The sequence below is a fragment of the Streptomyces sp. 17_S59 genome, assembly GCF_056930295.1.
This window is the reverse complement of sequence record NZ_JBXOWD010000001.1, coordinates 5,896,011-5,908,857: the sequence shown is the minus strand read 5'-3', so window position 1 is coordinate 5,908,857 and position 12,847 is coordinate 5,896,011. Positions and strand designations below refer to the sequence as shown.

At 71.2% G+C, this 12,847-nt stretch carries 10 protein-coding genes; 9 read left to right on the top strand and 1 reads right to left on the bottom strand.

All coding sequences use genetic code 11. From position 1 onward, the window contains the following. Window positions 1-395 precede the first annotated feature (395 nt). The 9 genes from AC1Z4A_RS26880 to pssA all read left to right on the top strand — a co-directional run bounded on the left by AC1Z4A_RS26880 (window position 396) and on the right by pssA (window position 11,359). Entirely contained in the window at window positions 396-2,225 is a 1,830-nt protein-coding gene (locus AC1Z4A_RS26880) for a 3-hydroxyacyl-CoA dehydrogenase family protein (RefSeq protein WP_483682442.1), read from the top strand. A 127-nt stretch (window positions 2,226-2,352) separates the two neighbouring features. Continuing rightward, the gene (locus tag AC1Z4A_RS26875) at window positions 2,353-3,213 is read left to right on the top strand and encodes a TetR family transcriptional regulator (protein WP_483682441.1); all 861 of its coding nucleotides are present in this window, start codon (window positions 2,353-2,355) and stop codon (window positions 3,211-3,213) included. A gap of 345 nt (window positions 3,214-3,558) precedes the next feature. After that, on the top strand, window positions 3,559-4,896 hold the full coding sequence (gene ccrA / locus AC1Z4A_RS26870; protein WP_483682440.1) for a crotonyl-CoA carboxylase/reductase: 1,338 nt from the start codon (window positions 3,559-3,561) through the stop codon (window positions 4,894-4,896). 10 nt (window positions 4,897-4,906) lie between these two features. Then, entirely contained in the window at window positions 4,907-6,919 is a 2,013-nt protein-coding gene (locus AC1Z4A_RS26865; protein WP_483682439.1) for a protein meaA, read from the top strand. Next, a complete protein-coding gene (locus AC1Z4A_RS26860; protein ID WP_483682438.1) occupies window positions 6,916-7,941 on the top strand; it encodes an HpcH/HpaI aldolase/citrate lyase family protein in 1,026 nt (341 codons plus the stop codon). Before AC1Z4A_RS26865 ends, AC1Z4A_RS26860 begins: the two co-directional genes overlap by 4 nt. 5 nt (window positions 7,942-7,946) lie before the next feature. Further along, entirely contained in the window at window positions 7,947-8,459 is a 513-nt protein-coding gene (locus tag AC1Z4A_RS26855) for a MaoC family dehydratase (RefSeq protein ID WP_483683743.1), read from the top strand. 1 nt (window position 8,460) lies between these two features. Continuing rightward, window positions 8,461-9,675: an acyl-CoA dehydrogenase family protein gene (locus AC1Z4A_RS26850; protein ID WP_483682437.1), complete on the top strand. Its 1,215-nt coding sequence runs from the start codon at window positions 8,461-8,463 to the stop codon at window positions 9,673-9,675. A gap of 180 nt (window positions 9,676-9,855) precedes the next feature. Then, window positions 9,856-10,512: a phosphatidylserine decarboxylase gene (locus AC1Z4A_RS26845; RefSeq protein ID WP_483682436.1), complete on the top strand. Its 657-nt coding sequence runs from the start codon at window positions 9,856-9,858 to the stop codon at window positions 10,510-10,512. Continuing rightward, entirely contained in the window at window positions 10,499-11,359 is an 861-nt protein-coding gene (gene pssA, locus AC1Z4A_RS26840) for a CDP-diacylglycerol--serine O-phosphatidyltransferase (protein ID WP_483682435.1), read from the top strand. The genes AC1Z4A_RS26845 and pssA overlap by 14 nt, the downstream gene beginning before the upstream one ends. Before the next feature lie 326 nt (window positions 11,360-11,685). On the opposite strand, the gene AC1Z4A_RS26835 is transcribed toward pssA, so the two are convergent. Beyond that, window positions 11,686-12,804, bottom strand: a complete 1,119-nt coding sequence (locus tag AC1Z4A_RS26835) for a glycerate kinase (protein ID WP_483682434.1) — start codon at window positions 12,802-12,804, stop codon at window positions 11,686-11,688. Window positions 12,805-12,847 lie beyond the last annotated feature (43 nt).

Genomic DNA, 12,847 nt, shown 5'->3' with positions numbered 1-12,847 from the left:
TCTCCCTCCCCGGGTGGCCTGGACCACATCGTAAGTCGCGCGCAAGCCCCCTGGCGCTCTTGGTTACCCGTCGGTTAATCTCCGGGCAGGAGCAGCACTCCCGCTCCGGCGGCCTGGTGACGCAGCCGCCACGGTTTTTTTCTCGTTTTCCCTCGCTTCCCCTCGAGTTTTCCCGACTTCGACCGTCGCCGGTCCGTCGGTTCGGCACTCCAGCACACGGCTCGGCCCCGGGACAGGGCCCGCCGCCGCACAACTCCCTCTCCGTGGACGCCCCTTACCCGCCCACGGAATCCCTCAGTCGCCGCGCCCGCCCTGGGCGCCGCCAACCGTCCCCTCTCCCCCTGCGTCCGGGAGTACTCCCCCCGCGCACGGGGAACATCCACTGGAGTCCCGTGATGGTCCGTCCGTCCACACCCGAACCGTCCGCCCCCGGTACCTCCGCCGCCCCGTCCGCGATCGCCACCGTCGCCGTGATCGGCCTGGGCACCATGGGCACCGGCATCGCCGAAGTGCTCGTCCTCTCCGGCCGCGAGGTCGTCGGCATCGACATCAGCGACGCCGCCGCCCTGCGGGCCGGTGCCGCGCTGGAGGCCGCCACCGCCCGCGCCGTGGAGCGGGGCCGCATCAGCGAGGCGGAGCGCCGGGCCGCCCTGGGCCGCTTCCGCACCTCGCGCGAGCTGGGCGCCGCCGCCGAGGCCGATCTGGTGATCGAGGTCGTGCCCGAGGACTATGCGCTCAAGCACGAGGTGTTCACCGCCCTGGACGCCGTCGTGCGCCCCACCGCGATCCTGGCCACCGGCACCAACGCCCTGTCGGTGACCCGGCTCGCCGCCGACTCGGCCCGCCCGGAGCGGTTCCTGGGCCTGCACTTCTTCAACCCGGCCCCGGCCATGAGGCTCGTCGAGGTCGTCTCCTCGGTGCTCACGGCGCCCGCCGCGGTCGCCGCCGTCACCGGACTGGCGCTGGAGCTGGGCAAGGAGCCCGTCGCCGTGGGCGACCGGCCGGGGTTCGTCGCCGACGGGCTGCTGTTCGGCTACCTCAACCAGGCCGCCGCGATGTTCGAGTCCCGCTACGCCACCCGCGAGGACATCGACGCGGCCATGCGGCTGGGCTGCGGACTGCCGATGGGCCCCCTCGCGCTGCTGGACCTGATCGGCATCGACACGGCCCGCACGGTCCTGGAGGCGATGTACGCCGCCTCGCAGGACCGGCTGCACGCGCCCGCGCCGGTCCTGGGGCAGCTGGCGGCGGCCGGGCTGACGGGCCGCAAGGCGGGGCGGGGCTTCTACACCTACGAGGCGCCCGGCTCGGCGGCCGTGGTGGCGGACGACCGGACCCCGGCCGCGGCGGCCGGTGCCGCGGCCGGGCGTGAGGTGCGGACCGTCGGGGTCGCGGGCTCGGGGACGATGGCGAGCGGGATCGCCGAGGTCTTCGCGAAGGCCGGGTACCGGGTGGTGCTCGCGGCCCGGTCCGCGGAGAAGGCGGAGGCGGCGAAGGCGCGCATCGCGCGGTCCCTGGCCCGTTCGGTGGAGAAGGGCAGGCTGACGGCGGACCGGCGGGACGCCGCCCTCGCGGCGGTCGTCCCGGCCGGCTCCCTGGACGCGCTGGCGGAGGCGGACCTGGCCGTCGAGGCGGTGGCGGAGGACCTGGAGGTCAAGCGGGAGCTGTTCACCGCGCTCGACAAGGTCTGCCGGCCGGGCGCGGTGCTGGCCACCACCACCTCCTCGCTGCCCGTCGTCGCCCTCGCCCGCGCCACCTCACGCCCGCAGGACGTGATCGGCATGCACTTCTTCAACCCGGCCCCGGCGATGAAGCTGGTCGAGGTGGTCCGCACGGTCCTGACCGCCGACGACGTGCACGCCACCGTCCGCGCGGTGTGCGGGCGGCTCGGCAAGCACCCGGTGGACTGCGGGGACCGGGCGGGGTTCATCGTCAACGCGCTGCTGTTCCCCTACCTCAACAACGCGGTCAAGATGGTGGAGGAGCACTACGCCTCGCCGGACGAGATCGACGCCGCGATGAGGCTCGGCGGCGGCTACCCGATGGGCCCGTTCGAGCTGCTCGACGTGGTGGGCCTGGACGTCTCGCTGGCCATCGAGCGGGTCCTGCACCGCGAGTTCCGCGACCCGGGGCTGGCCCCGGCGCCGCTGCTGGAGCACCTGGTCGCGGCGGGCTGCCTGGGCCGCAAGACCGGGCGCGGCTTCCGCGAGTATGCGAAGGCCTGACGGCGGCTCGGCCCGCGGCCCGGGGCAGGGGTGGGGCGGACTGCTCGGACCGCCCGGGGGCCGTCTCCCGGCCCCCGGGAGCGCTCCGCCCCGGCACACCCACACGGACGCGTGTTACGTTCCCCACATGTCCCAGTCCGCCAAGTCCGCCCGCCCACCGCGCGGGGCCGCCACCGAACCCAGGGGAGCCAAGGGCCCGAAGGTGACCAAGGACCCCAAGGAGTCCGGCCCCGGCAGCGCCGGATCCCGCCGCGCCGCCGCCCAGCGGCTCACCATGCGCCGCAAACTCGCCGCGGCCGCCATGGAGTTGTTCGCGACGAAGGGCTACGAGGCGACGACCGTCGACGAGATCGCGGCCACGGCCGGGGTCGCCCGGCGGACCTTCTTCCGCCACTTCCGCTCCAAGGAAGAGGCCATCTTCCCCGACCACGACGACACCCTCGTGCGGGCGGCGGGGGTGCTGGAGGCCGCGCCGCCGCACGAGAACCCGCTGGACACCGTCTGCCGGGGCATCAAGGAGGTCATGCGGATGTACGCGGCCTCCCCGGCCGTCTCCGTGGAGCGCTACCGGCTCACCCGCGAGGTGCCCGCGCTGCGCGAGCGCGAGATCGCCTCGGTGGCCCGGTACGAGCGGCTGTTCACCCGGTACCTGCTGGGCCACTTCGACGAGTCGGCCCACCGCGACGGGGACGACGACCCGCTGCTCGCCGAGGTGGCCGCGTCGGCGGTGGTCACCGCGCACAACCACGTGCTGCGGCGCTGGCTGCGCAGCGGCGGCCAGGGGGACCTGGAGGCCCAGCTGGACCACGCCTTCGCCATCGTCCGGGAGACCTTCGGCACGGGCATCGGCGCGGGCCGGGAGGCCCGGGAGGAGGGCCCTGCCGCGGCGGTGCGGAGAGAGGGCGAGGTGCTGGTGACGGTGGCACGCACGGACGCACCCCTGGACGAGGTCATGAGCGCGATCGAGAAGGTGCTCAGGAAGAGATAGGACAGATACGGATATTGACGGACAACGGCCGCCCTATCGGGGCGGCCGTTGTTGCTCATGCGTGCCGCGCAGGTGACATCTGAGAGAAATTGTTGGCACGCAGTGTCTTGTCGGCTGGCACGCGGTGCCATACCTTGTGGGTGTCCGGGCGGCCGGCGCGCAGACTCAACCGTCGTGCGCCGGCTGTCCCCACAAGTACGTTGTGCGCCCGGATGCCTGCGTCACCAGGCTCTTGCCCGCGCCACCCGCGCGGCCGCTCCACCGCCGAACCGACGGCACCGCCTCTGCACCACCCCCGACGTTCCCTCAAGCCCGTTTCCCGACGAGCTTCGCCGGAGGCCATCCGTGAACCAGATACTGGACGCGATACTCGCGCCCGACAGCAGCGCCGAGGACTTCACCGCCTTGGACATCCCCGAGTCCTACCGCGCGGTGACCGTGCACAAGGACGAGGCGGAGATGTTCGCCGGACTCCCCAGCCGGGAGAAGGACCCGCGCAAGTCCCTGCACGTGGAGGAGGTGCCGGTGCCCGAACTCGGGCCCGGCGAAGCCCTCGTGGCCGTGATGGCCAGCTCGGTGAACTACAACTCGGTGTGGACCTCGATCTTCGAGCCCCTGCCGACGTTCGCCTTCCTCGAGCGCTACGGAAAGCTCTCCCCCCTCGGCAAGCGGCACGACCTGCCGTACCACGTCATCGGCTCCGATCTGGCGGGCGTGGTGCTGCGCACCGGCCCCGGCGTCAACGCCTGGCGGCCCGGGGACGAGGTCGTCGCCCACTGCCTCTCCGTGGAGCTGGAGTCCGCCGACGGGCACAACGACACCATGCTCGACCCGGAGCAGCGCATCTGGGGCTTCGAGACCAACTTCGGCGGCCTGGCGGAGATCGCCCTGGTGAAGTCCAACCAGCTGATGCCCAAGCCGAAGCACCTCAGCTGGGAGGAGGCCGCGGCACCCGGACTGGTCAACTCCACCGCCTACCGCCAGCTCGTCTCCCGCAACGGCGCCGGGATGAAGCAGGGCGACAACGTGCTGATCTGGGGCGCGAGCGGTGGACTCGGCTCGTACGCCACGCAGTTCGCGCTCGCGGGCGGGGCGAACCCCGTCTGCGTGGTCTCCAGCGAGCAGAAGGCGGAGATCTGCCGCCGGATGGGCGCCGAGGCGATCATCGACCGCAGCGCCGAGGGCTACCGGTTCTGGAAGAACGAGCACGAGCAGGACCCGCGCGAGTGGAAGCGCTTCGGCAAGCGCATCCGCGAACTGACCGGCGGCGAGGACGTGGACATCGTCTTCGAGCACCCGGGCCGCGAGACGTTCGGCGCCTCCGTGTACGTCACGCGCAAGGGCGGCACGATCGTCACCTGCGCCTCGACCTCGGGCTACGAGCACCAGTACGACAACCGCTATCTGTGGATGTCGCTCAAGCGCATCGTCGGCTCCCACTTCGCCAACTACCGCGAGGCGTGGGAGGCCAACCGCCTGGTCGCCAAGGGGAAGATCCACCCGACGCTGTCGAAGACCTACTCCCTGGCCGAGACCGGGCAGGCGGCCTACGACGTGCACCGCAACCTCCACCAGGGCAAGGTCGGCGTGCTGTGCCTGGCCCCGGAGGAGGGGATGGGCGTGCGCGACGAGGAGATGCGGGCGAAGCACATCGACGCCATCAACCGCTTCCGAGACGTGTGAGATCCAAAAAATGACTGAGCGTCAGAAGGATCGTCCGTGGCTGATGCGGACGTACGCCGGGCACTCCACGGCCGAGGCGTCCAACGAGCTGTACCGGCGCAACCTCGCCAAGGGCCAGACCGGCCTCTCGGTCGCGTTCGACCTCCCGACGCAGACCGGCTACGACCCCGACCACGTCCTCGCCCGGGGCGAGGTCGGGCGGGTCGGGGTCCCCGTCGCCCACCTCGGTGACATGCGGCGGCTGTTCCGGGACATCCCCCTGGAGCGGATGAACACCTCGATGACCATCAACGCCACCGCCATGTGGCTGCTGGCGATGTACCAGGTGGTCGCGGAGGAGCAGGGCGCGGACGTCACCGAGCTGCAGGGGACGACGCAGAACGACATCGTCAAGGAGTACCTCTCGCGCGGGACACACGTCTTCCCGCCCGGGCCCTCGCTGCGGCTGACGACGGACATGATCACCTACACGGTGAACAACATCCCGAAGTGGAACCCGATCAACATCTGCAGCTACCACCTCCAGGAGGCGGGGGCCACTCCGGTCCAGGAGGTCTCCTACGCGATGTCCACCGCGATCGCCGTGCTCGACGCGGTGTTCGCCTCCGGTCAGGTGCCCGAGGAGCGCAAGGGCGATGTCGTCGCCCGCATCTCGTTCTTCGTCAACGCTGGCGTCCGGTTCATCGAGGAGATGTGCAAGATGCGGGCGTTCTCCCGCATCTGGGACCGGATCACCCGCGAGCGCTACGGCATCGAGAACCCCAAGCAGCGCCGGTTCCGCTACGGCGTCCAGGTGAACTCGCTGGGGCTGACCGAGGCGCAGCCGGAGAACAACGTCCAGCGCATCGTGCTGGAGATGCTCGCCGTCACCCTGTCCAAGGACGCCCGCGCCCGGGCGGTACAGCTGCCCGCCTGGAACGAGGCGCTCGGCCTGCCGCGCCCCTGGGACCAGCAGTGGTCGCTGCGCATCCAGCAGGTCCTCGCCCACGAGAGCGACCTGCTGGAGTACGAGGACATCTTCGCCGGCTCCCATGTGATCGAGGCCGAGGTCGAGCGGCTGGTGACCGCCTCGCTGGCCGAGATCGAGCGCATCCAGGGGATGGGCGGGGCGATGGCGGCCGTGGAGTCGGGCTACCTCAAGGCCCAGCTCGTCGCCTCGCACGCCGAGCGCCGGGCCCGGATCGAGGCCGGCGAGGAGAAGATCATCGGCGTCAACTGCTACGAGGCCACCGAGCCCAACCCGCTCACCGCCGATCTCGACACCGCGATCATGACCGTGGACCCGGCCAACGAGGCCCGCGTCGTGGCCGCCCTGCACCGCTGGCGCGACGACCGCGACGAGACCCGCGCCCAGGAGGCCCTGTCCGTCCTGAAGAAGACGGCGGCGGGCACGGAGAACCTGATGGCCGCCACCCTGGAGTGCGTACGGGCCGGCGTGACCACCGGCGAGTGGTCCTGGGCGCTGCGCGACGTCTTCGGCGAGTACCGCGCCCCCACGGGCGTCGGCGGCGCCCCGCTGGCCGTGGCGGCCGAGGCGGGCTCCCCGCTCGCGGCCGTCCGTGCGAAGACCGCACGCACGGCGGCCGACCTCGGCACCGGCAAGCTGCGGCTGCTGGTCGGCAAGCCCGGCCTGGACGGCCACTCCAACGGCGCCGAGCAGATCGCCGTGCGGGCCCGCGACGCCGGCTTCGAGGTGGTCTACCAGGGCATCCGGCTCACCCCGGAGCAGATCGTCGCGGCCGCCGTGGCCGAGGACGTGCACTGCGTGGGCCTGTCCATCCTCTCCGGCTCGCACGCCGAGCTGGTCCCGGACGTGCTGGCGAGGCTCCGCGAGGCGGGGGCGGGCGACGTGCCCGTGATCGTCGGTGGCATCATCCCGTCGGCCGATGCGGCCGCCCTGCGGGCGGCCGGCGTCGCGGCCGTCTTCACGCCGAAGGACTTCGGCATCACGGAGATCATCGGCCGTATCGTCGACGAGATCCGCACAGCGAACAGGCTCGACCCCCTGGAGGTAACCGCATGACCACGCCTTCGCCCGCCCACCCGTCTCCCGCCACCACCCCCGCCGGAAGTCGCTTCGCTCCTGCACCTGTTGATCGGCTGCGCCCGCGCCGCTCCTGCCTCGCCGTGCCGGGCAGCAACCCCCGCTTCCTGGAGAAGGCCCAGGGACTCCCCGCGGACCAGGTCTTCCTGGACCTGGAGGACGCCTGTGCGCCGCTGGCCAAGGAGGGCGCGCGGCACAACATCGTCGACGCGCTGAACAACGGCGACTGGGGCGGCAAGGCCCGGGTCGTGCGCGTCAACGACTGGACGACGCACTGGACGTACCGCGACGTGATCACGGTCGTCGAGGGCGCCGGCCCCAACCTCGACTGCATCATGCTGCCGAAGGTGCAGGACGCCCAGCAGGTCGTCGCCCTGGACCTGCTGCTGACGCAGATCGAGAAGACCATGGGCTTCGAGGCCGGGCGCATCGGCATCGAAGCGCAGATCGAGAACGCCAAGGGCCTGGTGAACGTCGACGACATCGCCGCCGCCTCGCCGCGCCTGGAGACGATCATCTTCGGCCCCGCCGACTTCATGGCCTCGATCAACATGAAGTCGCTGGTCGTGGGCGAGCAGCCGCCCGGCTACCCGGCGGACGCCTACCACTACATCCTGATGCGCATCCTGATGGCGGCCCGCGCGAACGACCTCCAGGCCATCGACGGCCCGTACCTCCAGATCAAGAACGTGGACGGCTACCGCGAGGTCGCGGGCCGCGCGGCGGCGCTGGGCTTCGACGGCAAGTGGGTGCTGCACCCCGGCCAGGTGGACGCGGCCAACGAGGTCTTCTCGCCCTCGCAGGCGGACTACGACCACGCCGAGCTGATCCTGGACGCCTACGACTGGTGCACCTCCGAGGCGGGCGGCAAGAAGGGCTCGGCGATGCTCGGGGACGAGATGATCGACGAGGCCAGCCGCAAGATGGCCCTGGTCATCGCGGGCAAGGGACGGGCGGCGGGCATGACGCGCACGTCGAAGTTCGAGATCCCGGAGGCGTGAGCGCGATGCAGTTCGGCCGTACCTACGAAGAGTTCACCGTCGGGGACGTCTACAAGCACTGGCCCGGCAAGACGGTCACGGAATACGACGACCACCTCTTCTGCCTGCTCACCATGAACCACCATCCGCTGCACATGGATGCCCATTACGCGGGGAAGACGACCGATTTCGGCAAGAACGTGGTGGTCGGCAACTACGTGTACTCGCTGCTGCTGGGCATGTCCGTCCCCGACGTGTCGGGCAAGGCCATCGCCAATCTGGAGGTCGAGTCGCTCAAGCACGTCGCGCCGACCTTCCACGGCGACACGATCTACGGCGAGACGACCGTGCTGGACAAGACCCCGTCCAGATCGAAGAGCGACCGCGGCATCGTCCACGTCGAGACCAGGGGCTACAAGCAGGACGGCACCCTCGTGTGCGTGTTCCGGCGCAAGGTGATGGTCCCCACCGCCACCTACATCGAGGAGCGCGGCGGGGAGCAGCCCGGCCGCCCCGAGCCGATCATCCGGGAGAAGTGAGATGGGCCGCCTGGCGAAGACCGACGGGCTGACGGACGTCCAGCAGGAAATCCTCGCGACGGTCCGTGAATTCGTCGACAAGGAGATCATTCCGGTTGCCACCGGCCTGGAGCACCGGGACGAGTACCCGACCCGCATCGTCGAGGGACTCAAGGAACTCGGCCTCTTCGGGCTGATGATCCCGGAGGAGTACGGCGGCCTGGGTGAGTCCCTTCTCACATATGCGCTGTGCGTGGAGGAGATCGCCCGCGGCTGGATGAGCGTGTCGGGGATCATCAACACCCACTTCATCGTCGCCTACATGCTCAAGCAGCACGGCACCCAGGAGCAGCGCGAGTACTTCCTGCCGCGCATGGCGACGGGCGAGGTCCGGGGCGCCTTCTCGATGTCGGAGCCGGGGCTGGGCTCGGATGTGTCGGCCATCACGTCCAAGGGCGTGCGGGACGGCGACGAATACGTACTGACCGGCCAGAAGATGTGGCTGACCAACGGCGGCTCGTCGACGCTGGTGGCGGTGCTGTGCCGGACGGACGAAGGGACCGACAAAAAAGCTGCGGGGACGGCCCCGCACAAGTCGATGACCACCTTCCTGATCGAGAAGGATCCGGGGTTCGGCCAGGTCAAGCCGGGTCTGACCATCCCCGGCAAGATCGACAAGATGGGCTACAAGGGCGTCGACACCACCGAGTTGATCATGGACGGGCTGCGGGTCCCGGCCGACCGGGTGCTCGGCGGGACGACCGGTCGCGGCTTCTACCAGATGATGGACGGCGTGGAGGTCGGCCGCGTGAACGTCGCGGCGCGTGGTTGCGGCGTCGCCCAGCGTGCCTTCGAGCTGGGCGTGGCCTATGCCCAGCAGCGTCAAACTTTCGGCAAACCCATCGCTCAGCATCAGGCGATTCAGTTCAAGCTGGCCGAAATGGGGACAAAGGTCGAAGCGGCCCATGCGATGATGGTCAATGCGGCGCGGAAGAAGGACTCGGGCCAGCGCAACGACCTCGAGGCGGGGATGGCCAAGTATCTGGCCTCCGAGTACTGCAAGGAGGTCGTCGAGGACGCCTTCCGCATCCACGGCGGCTACGGCTTCTCCAAGGAGTACGAGATCGAGCGCCTCTACCGCGAGGCCCCGATGCTCCTGATCGGTGAAGGTACCGCCGAGATCCAGAAAATGATCATCGGGCGCCGGCTACTCGAGGAGTACCGGATCCAGGGCTGAATGTTCCGATTGGAGGGATTTGGCGGCAATTTTATAGAGAAGAAGATCACACCCTGTCATCGGAGTTCGGTCAGCTATTGGCCCTGGCGCTTGGCCAGTTGCCGGTCGCAACCGATAGCATCCCCGGAAAGCCGCCGTCCCCCGATCATTACGCGGCACCCTCCGCTACGAAGGTCACCCATGCCCCACAGCTCTTCCTCTGCACCTCGCGACAGCCACCTCGGCTACCGCCTCGCGCGCGGAGCATCGCCGTGGCTCCTTCCCACCGTCGCCACGGCGGCAGTCAGCCTCACCAAGGCCCGCCGCTCCGGCCGCTGGGCGGCGCTGGCCGTGCCCGCCACCGCGCTTACGGCGGGCATGCTGTGGTTCTTCCGCGACCCCGATCGCGAGATCACCCAGGGCCGGGTCATCTCCCCGGCCGACGGCGTGGTGCAGAGCATCATGCCGTGGAAGGACGGCCGCACCCGCGTCGCGATCTTCATGAGCCCGCTCAACGTCCACGTCAACCGCGCGCCGCTGGCCGGCACGGTGACCTCGGTCGAGCACATCCCGGGCGGGTTCGTGCCGGCCTTCAACAAGGAGAGCGAGCACAACGAGCGCGTCGTCTGGCACTTCGACACCGAGCTGGGCGACATCGAGATGGTCCAGATCGCCGGAGCCGTCGCCCGCCGCATCGTGCCCTACCTGGAGGCGGGCACCAAGGTGGAGCAAGGCGACCGGATCGGCCTGATCCGCTTCGGCTCGCGCGTCGACGTCTACCTCCCCGAGGGCGTCGAGGTCGCGGTCGAGGTCGGCCAGGCCACCACGGCAGGGGTGACGCGCCTTGACCGTGATTGATCCGGACACGCAGGCCGCCTGGGTCCCGGAGGCGGACGCCGACGACACGGACGACATGCCGCTGTCCACCCGGCTGTCGATAGCGGACACCCTCACCCTGGGCAACGCGATCTGCGGCTTCATGGCGGTGTACTTCACCACCACCGGCGTCCTCATCCCGCACCTCACGGGCAACGAGGACGGCGGCATGGCCCGGCACAGCGCGGCCACGGCCGTGATACTGATGCTGCTCGCCTCCGTCTTCGACCTCTTCGACGGGATCGTGGCGCGCAAGCTGCGCGCGTCCGCGATGGGGGCGGAGCTGGACAACCTCTCCGACCTGATCAGCTTCGGTCTGGCGCCCGCGTACTTCGTGGTCGTCTGGGGCATGGTCGCCGACGACGCGATGCAGCGGGTGTCGGCGGTCGCCGCGATCGTGGTGCTGCTCGCGGTGGTCCTGCGGCTGGCGCGCTTCTCGTGCGTGCCGATGCGGGACGGCATGTTCCAGGGCATGCCGAGCCCCTTCGGGGCGCTGACGGTGGTCTCGATCGTGCTGCTGGAGCTGCCCTTCCTGCCGACGCTGCTCGCGATCATGGGTGTGGCGTGGCTGATGATCAGCCGGGTCGAGTACCCCAAGCCGCGCGGGCCGCTGGCGGTGGCCATGCTCAGCTGGATCGTGCTCAGCATGGGCCTGCTGGCCGCGTGGGCCTTCGACGCACCGGGCGGCGAGCTGCTGCTCCAGACGGGCTGCGCACTGCAGGTCGTCCTGGGCGCGGTGATCCCGCTCTTCGCGACGGCGCGGCGGGTGAACGCCTTCCGCGACAATCGCCGGGAGGCGCGGGAGGCGGCGGAGGTACCGTTGCCGTAGCGCGCGTAGCGCGTAGCGCGTGCGCGCGGCTTCGAACGACGGCGTGGGGCCCGGGCATCTTGCCCGGGCCCCACGCCGTTCGCCATCCGGGACCGCTGCGCGGCCCCTCTCCCCCGCTCGATCCGGACCCCGCTGCGCGGGGCTACTCCCACCCCGCCGCCCGGTCCAGGCCTCGCTGCGCGACCCTCGGCGTCCGGCCCCGCTGCGCGGGCCTTCTCCCGCCCGCTCGGGCCGGGCCCCGCTGCGCGGGGCCTTTCCCACCCGCCCACCCGTTAACCCCCATGCGATGCCGGGTCATGGGCGGGTGGGCGGGAAAGGCTCTGGCCTCAGCCGAGGTAATCCCGCGCGATACGCACCGCGAGCCGCTCGAGCAGCGGCCCCGCATGGGCCATGCACAGCCCACGGTCCGGCTCCAGGTCCGTCAGGGCGTACGCGCGCTCGATCCCCACGCCCGCGAGGGCGGACGGCGCAAGCGCCAGCCGCCCGCAGACCGCCACTACGCGCACTCCGCGCGCGCGACGCGCGACCCCCACCGGCGCCTTGCCGTACAGGGTCTGCTCGTCCAGCGAGCCCTCCCCCGTGATGACGAGGTCCGCTTCCGCCACCGCCTCGTGGAACCCGAGCACGTCCAGCATCACCTCGATGCCGGGCCGGAACTCCGCGCCCAGCCCGACGAGGGCGCCGTAACCCACACCGCCCGCCGCCCCGGCGCCGGGCGCGTCCGCGAGGCGCCCACCGTCCAGCACCCGCGCATAGCGCGCAAGGGCGGCATCCAGCACGGCCACGTCCTCCGGACCGGCCCCCTTCTGCGGCCCGTACACGGCGGCAGCCCCCCGCGGCCCCGTGAGCGGGTTGTCGACGTCGCTCGCCAGCACGATCCGGGTCCGGGCGAGCCGGGGGTCCAGCCCGGACAGGTCGGCGCGGTCGAGCGCGGCGAGGGCGCCGCCCCCGGGCCCGAGCGGGCGCCCGGCCGCGTCGAGGAACCGCGCCCCGAGAGCGGCGAGCATCCCGGCCCCGCCGTCGGTCGTGGCACTGCCACCCACCCCCAGCACGATCGTGCGGGCCCCCGCGTCGAGCACGACGCGCAGCAGCTCCCCGGTGCCGTACGTGGTGGCGGTGAGCGGCGCCGACGTCCCGGCGGGAAGGCGGCGCAGCCCCGACGCCTCGGCCATCTCCACCACGGCGGTACCGTCGGGGCCCAGTGCGAGCGCGGCGCGCACCGGCTCGCCCACCGGCCCGGTCACCGTCGCCTCGCGCCGCTCGAAGCCCGCGGCCAGCGCCGCGTCGACCGTGCCGTCACCGCCGTCCGCGACCGGCACCGCGGCGACGTCGAGCCCGGGCACCGCCCGCCGCAGCCCGGCCGCCACGTGCCGGGCGACCTCCGCGGCCGTGAGCGAGCCCTTGAACTTGTCCGCGGCGATCAGTACGCGCGTCGCTTCCGCCACCCTGCATCCCCTCGCTTCCGGGTCGCGCCGCGGCGACCCTACC

Bases quoted from the DNA above. Each gene is read 5' to 3' on its own strand.
- AC1Z4A_RS26855 (WP_483683743.1), top strand. From the start codon at position 7,947: ATGCAGTTCGGCCGTACCTACGAAGAGTTCACCGTCGGGGACGTCTAC.
- AC1Z4A_RS26880 (WP_483682442.1), top strand. From the start codon at position 396: ATGGTCCGTCCGTCCACACCCGAACCGTCCGCCCCCGGTACCTCCGCC.
- AC1Z4A_RS26875 (WP_483682441.1), top strand. From the start codon at position 2,353: ATGTCCCAGTCCGCCAAGTCCGCCCGCCCACCGCGCGGGGCCGCCACC.
- AC1Z4A_RS26850 (WP_483682437.1), top strand. From the start codon at position 8,461: ATGGGCCGCCTGGCGAAGACCGACGGGCTGACGGACGTCCAGCAGGAA.
- AC1Z4A_RS26860 (WP_483682438.1), top strand. From the start codon at position 6,916: ATGACCACGCCTTCGCCCGCCCACCCGTCTCCCGCCACCACCCCCGCC.
- AC1Z4A_RS26865 (WP_483682439.1), top strand. From the start codon at position 4,907: ATGACTGAGCGTCAGAAGGATCGTCCGTGGCTGATGCGGACGTACGCC.
- AC1Z4A_RS26845 (WP_483682436.1), top strand. From the start codon at position 9,856: ATGCCCCACAGCTCTTCCTCTGCACCTCGCGACAGCCACCTCGGCTAC.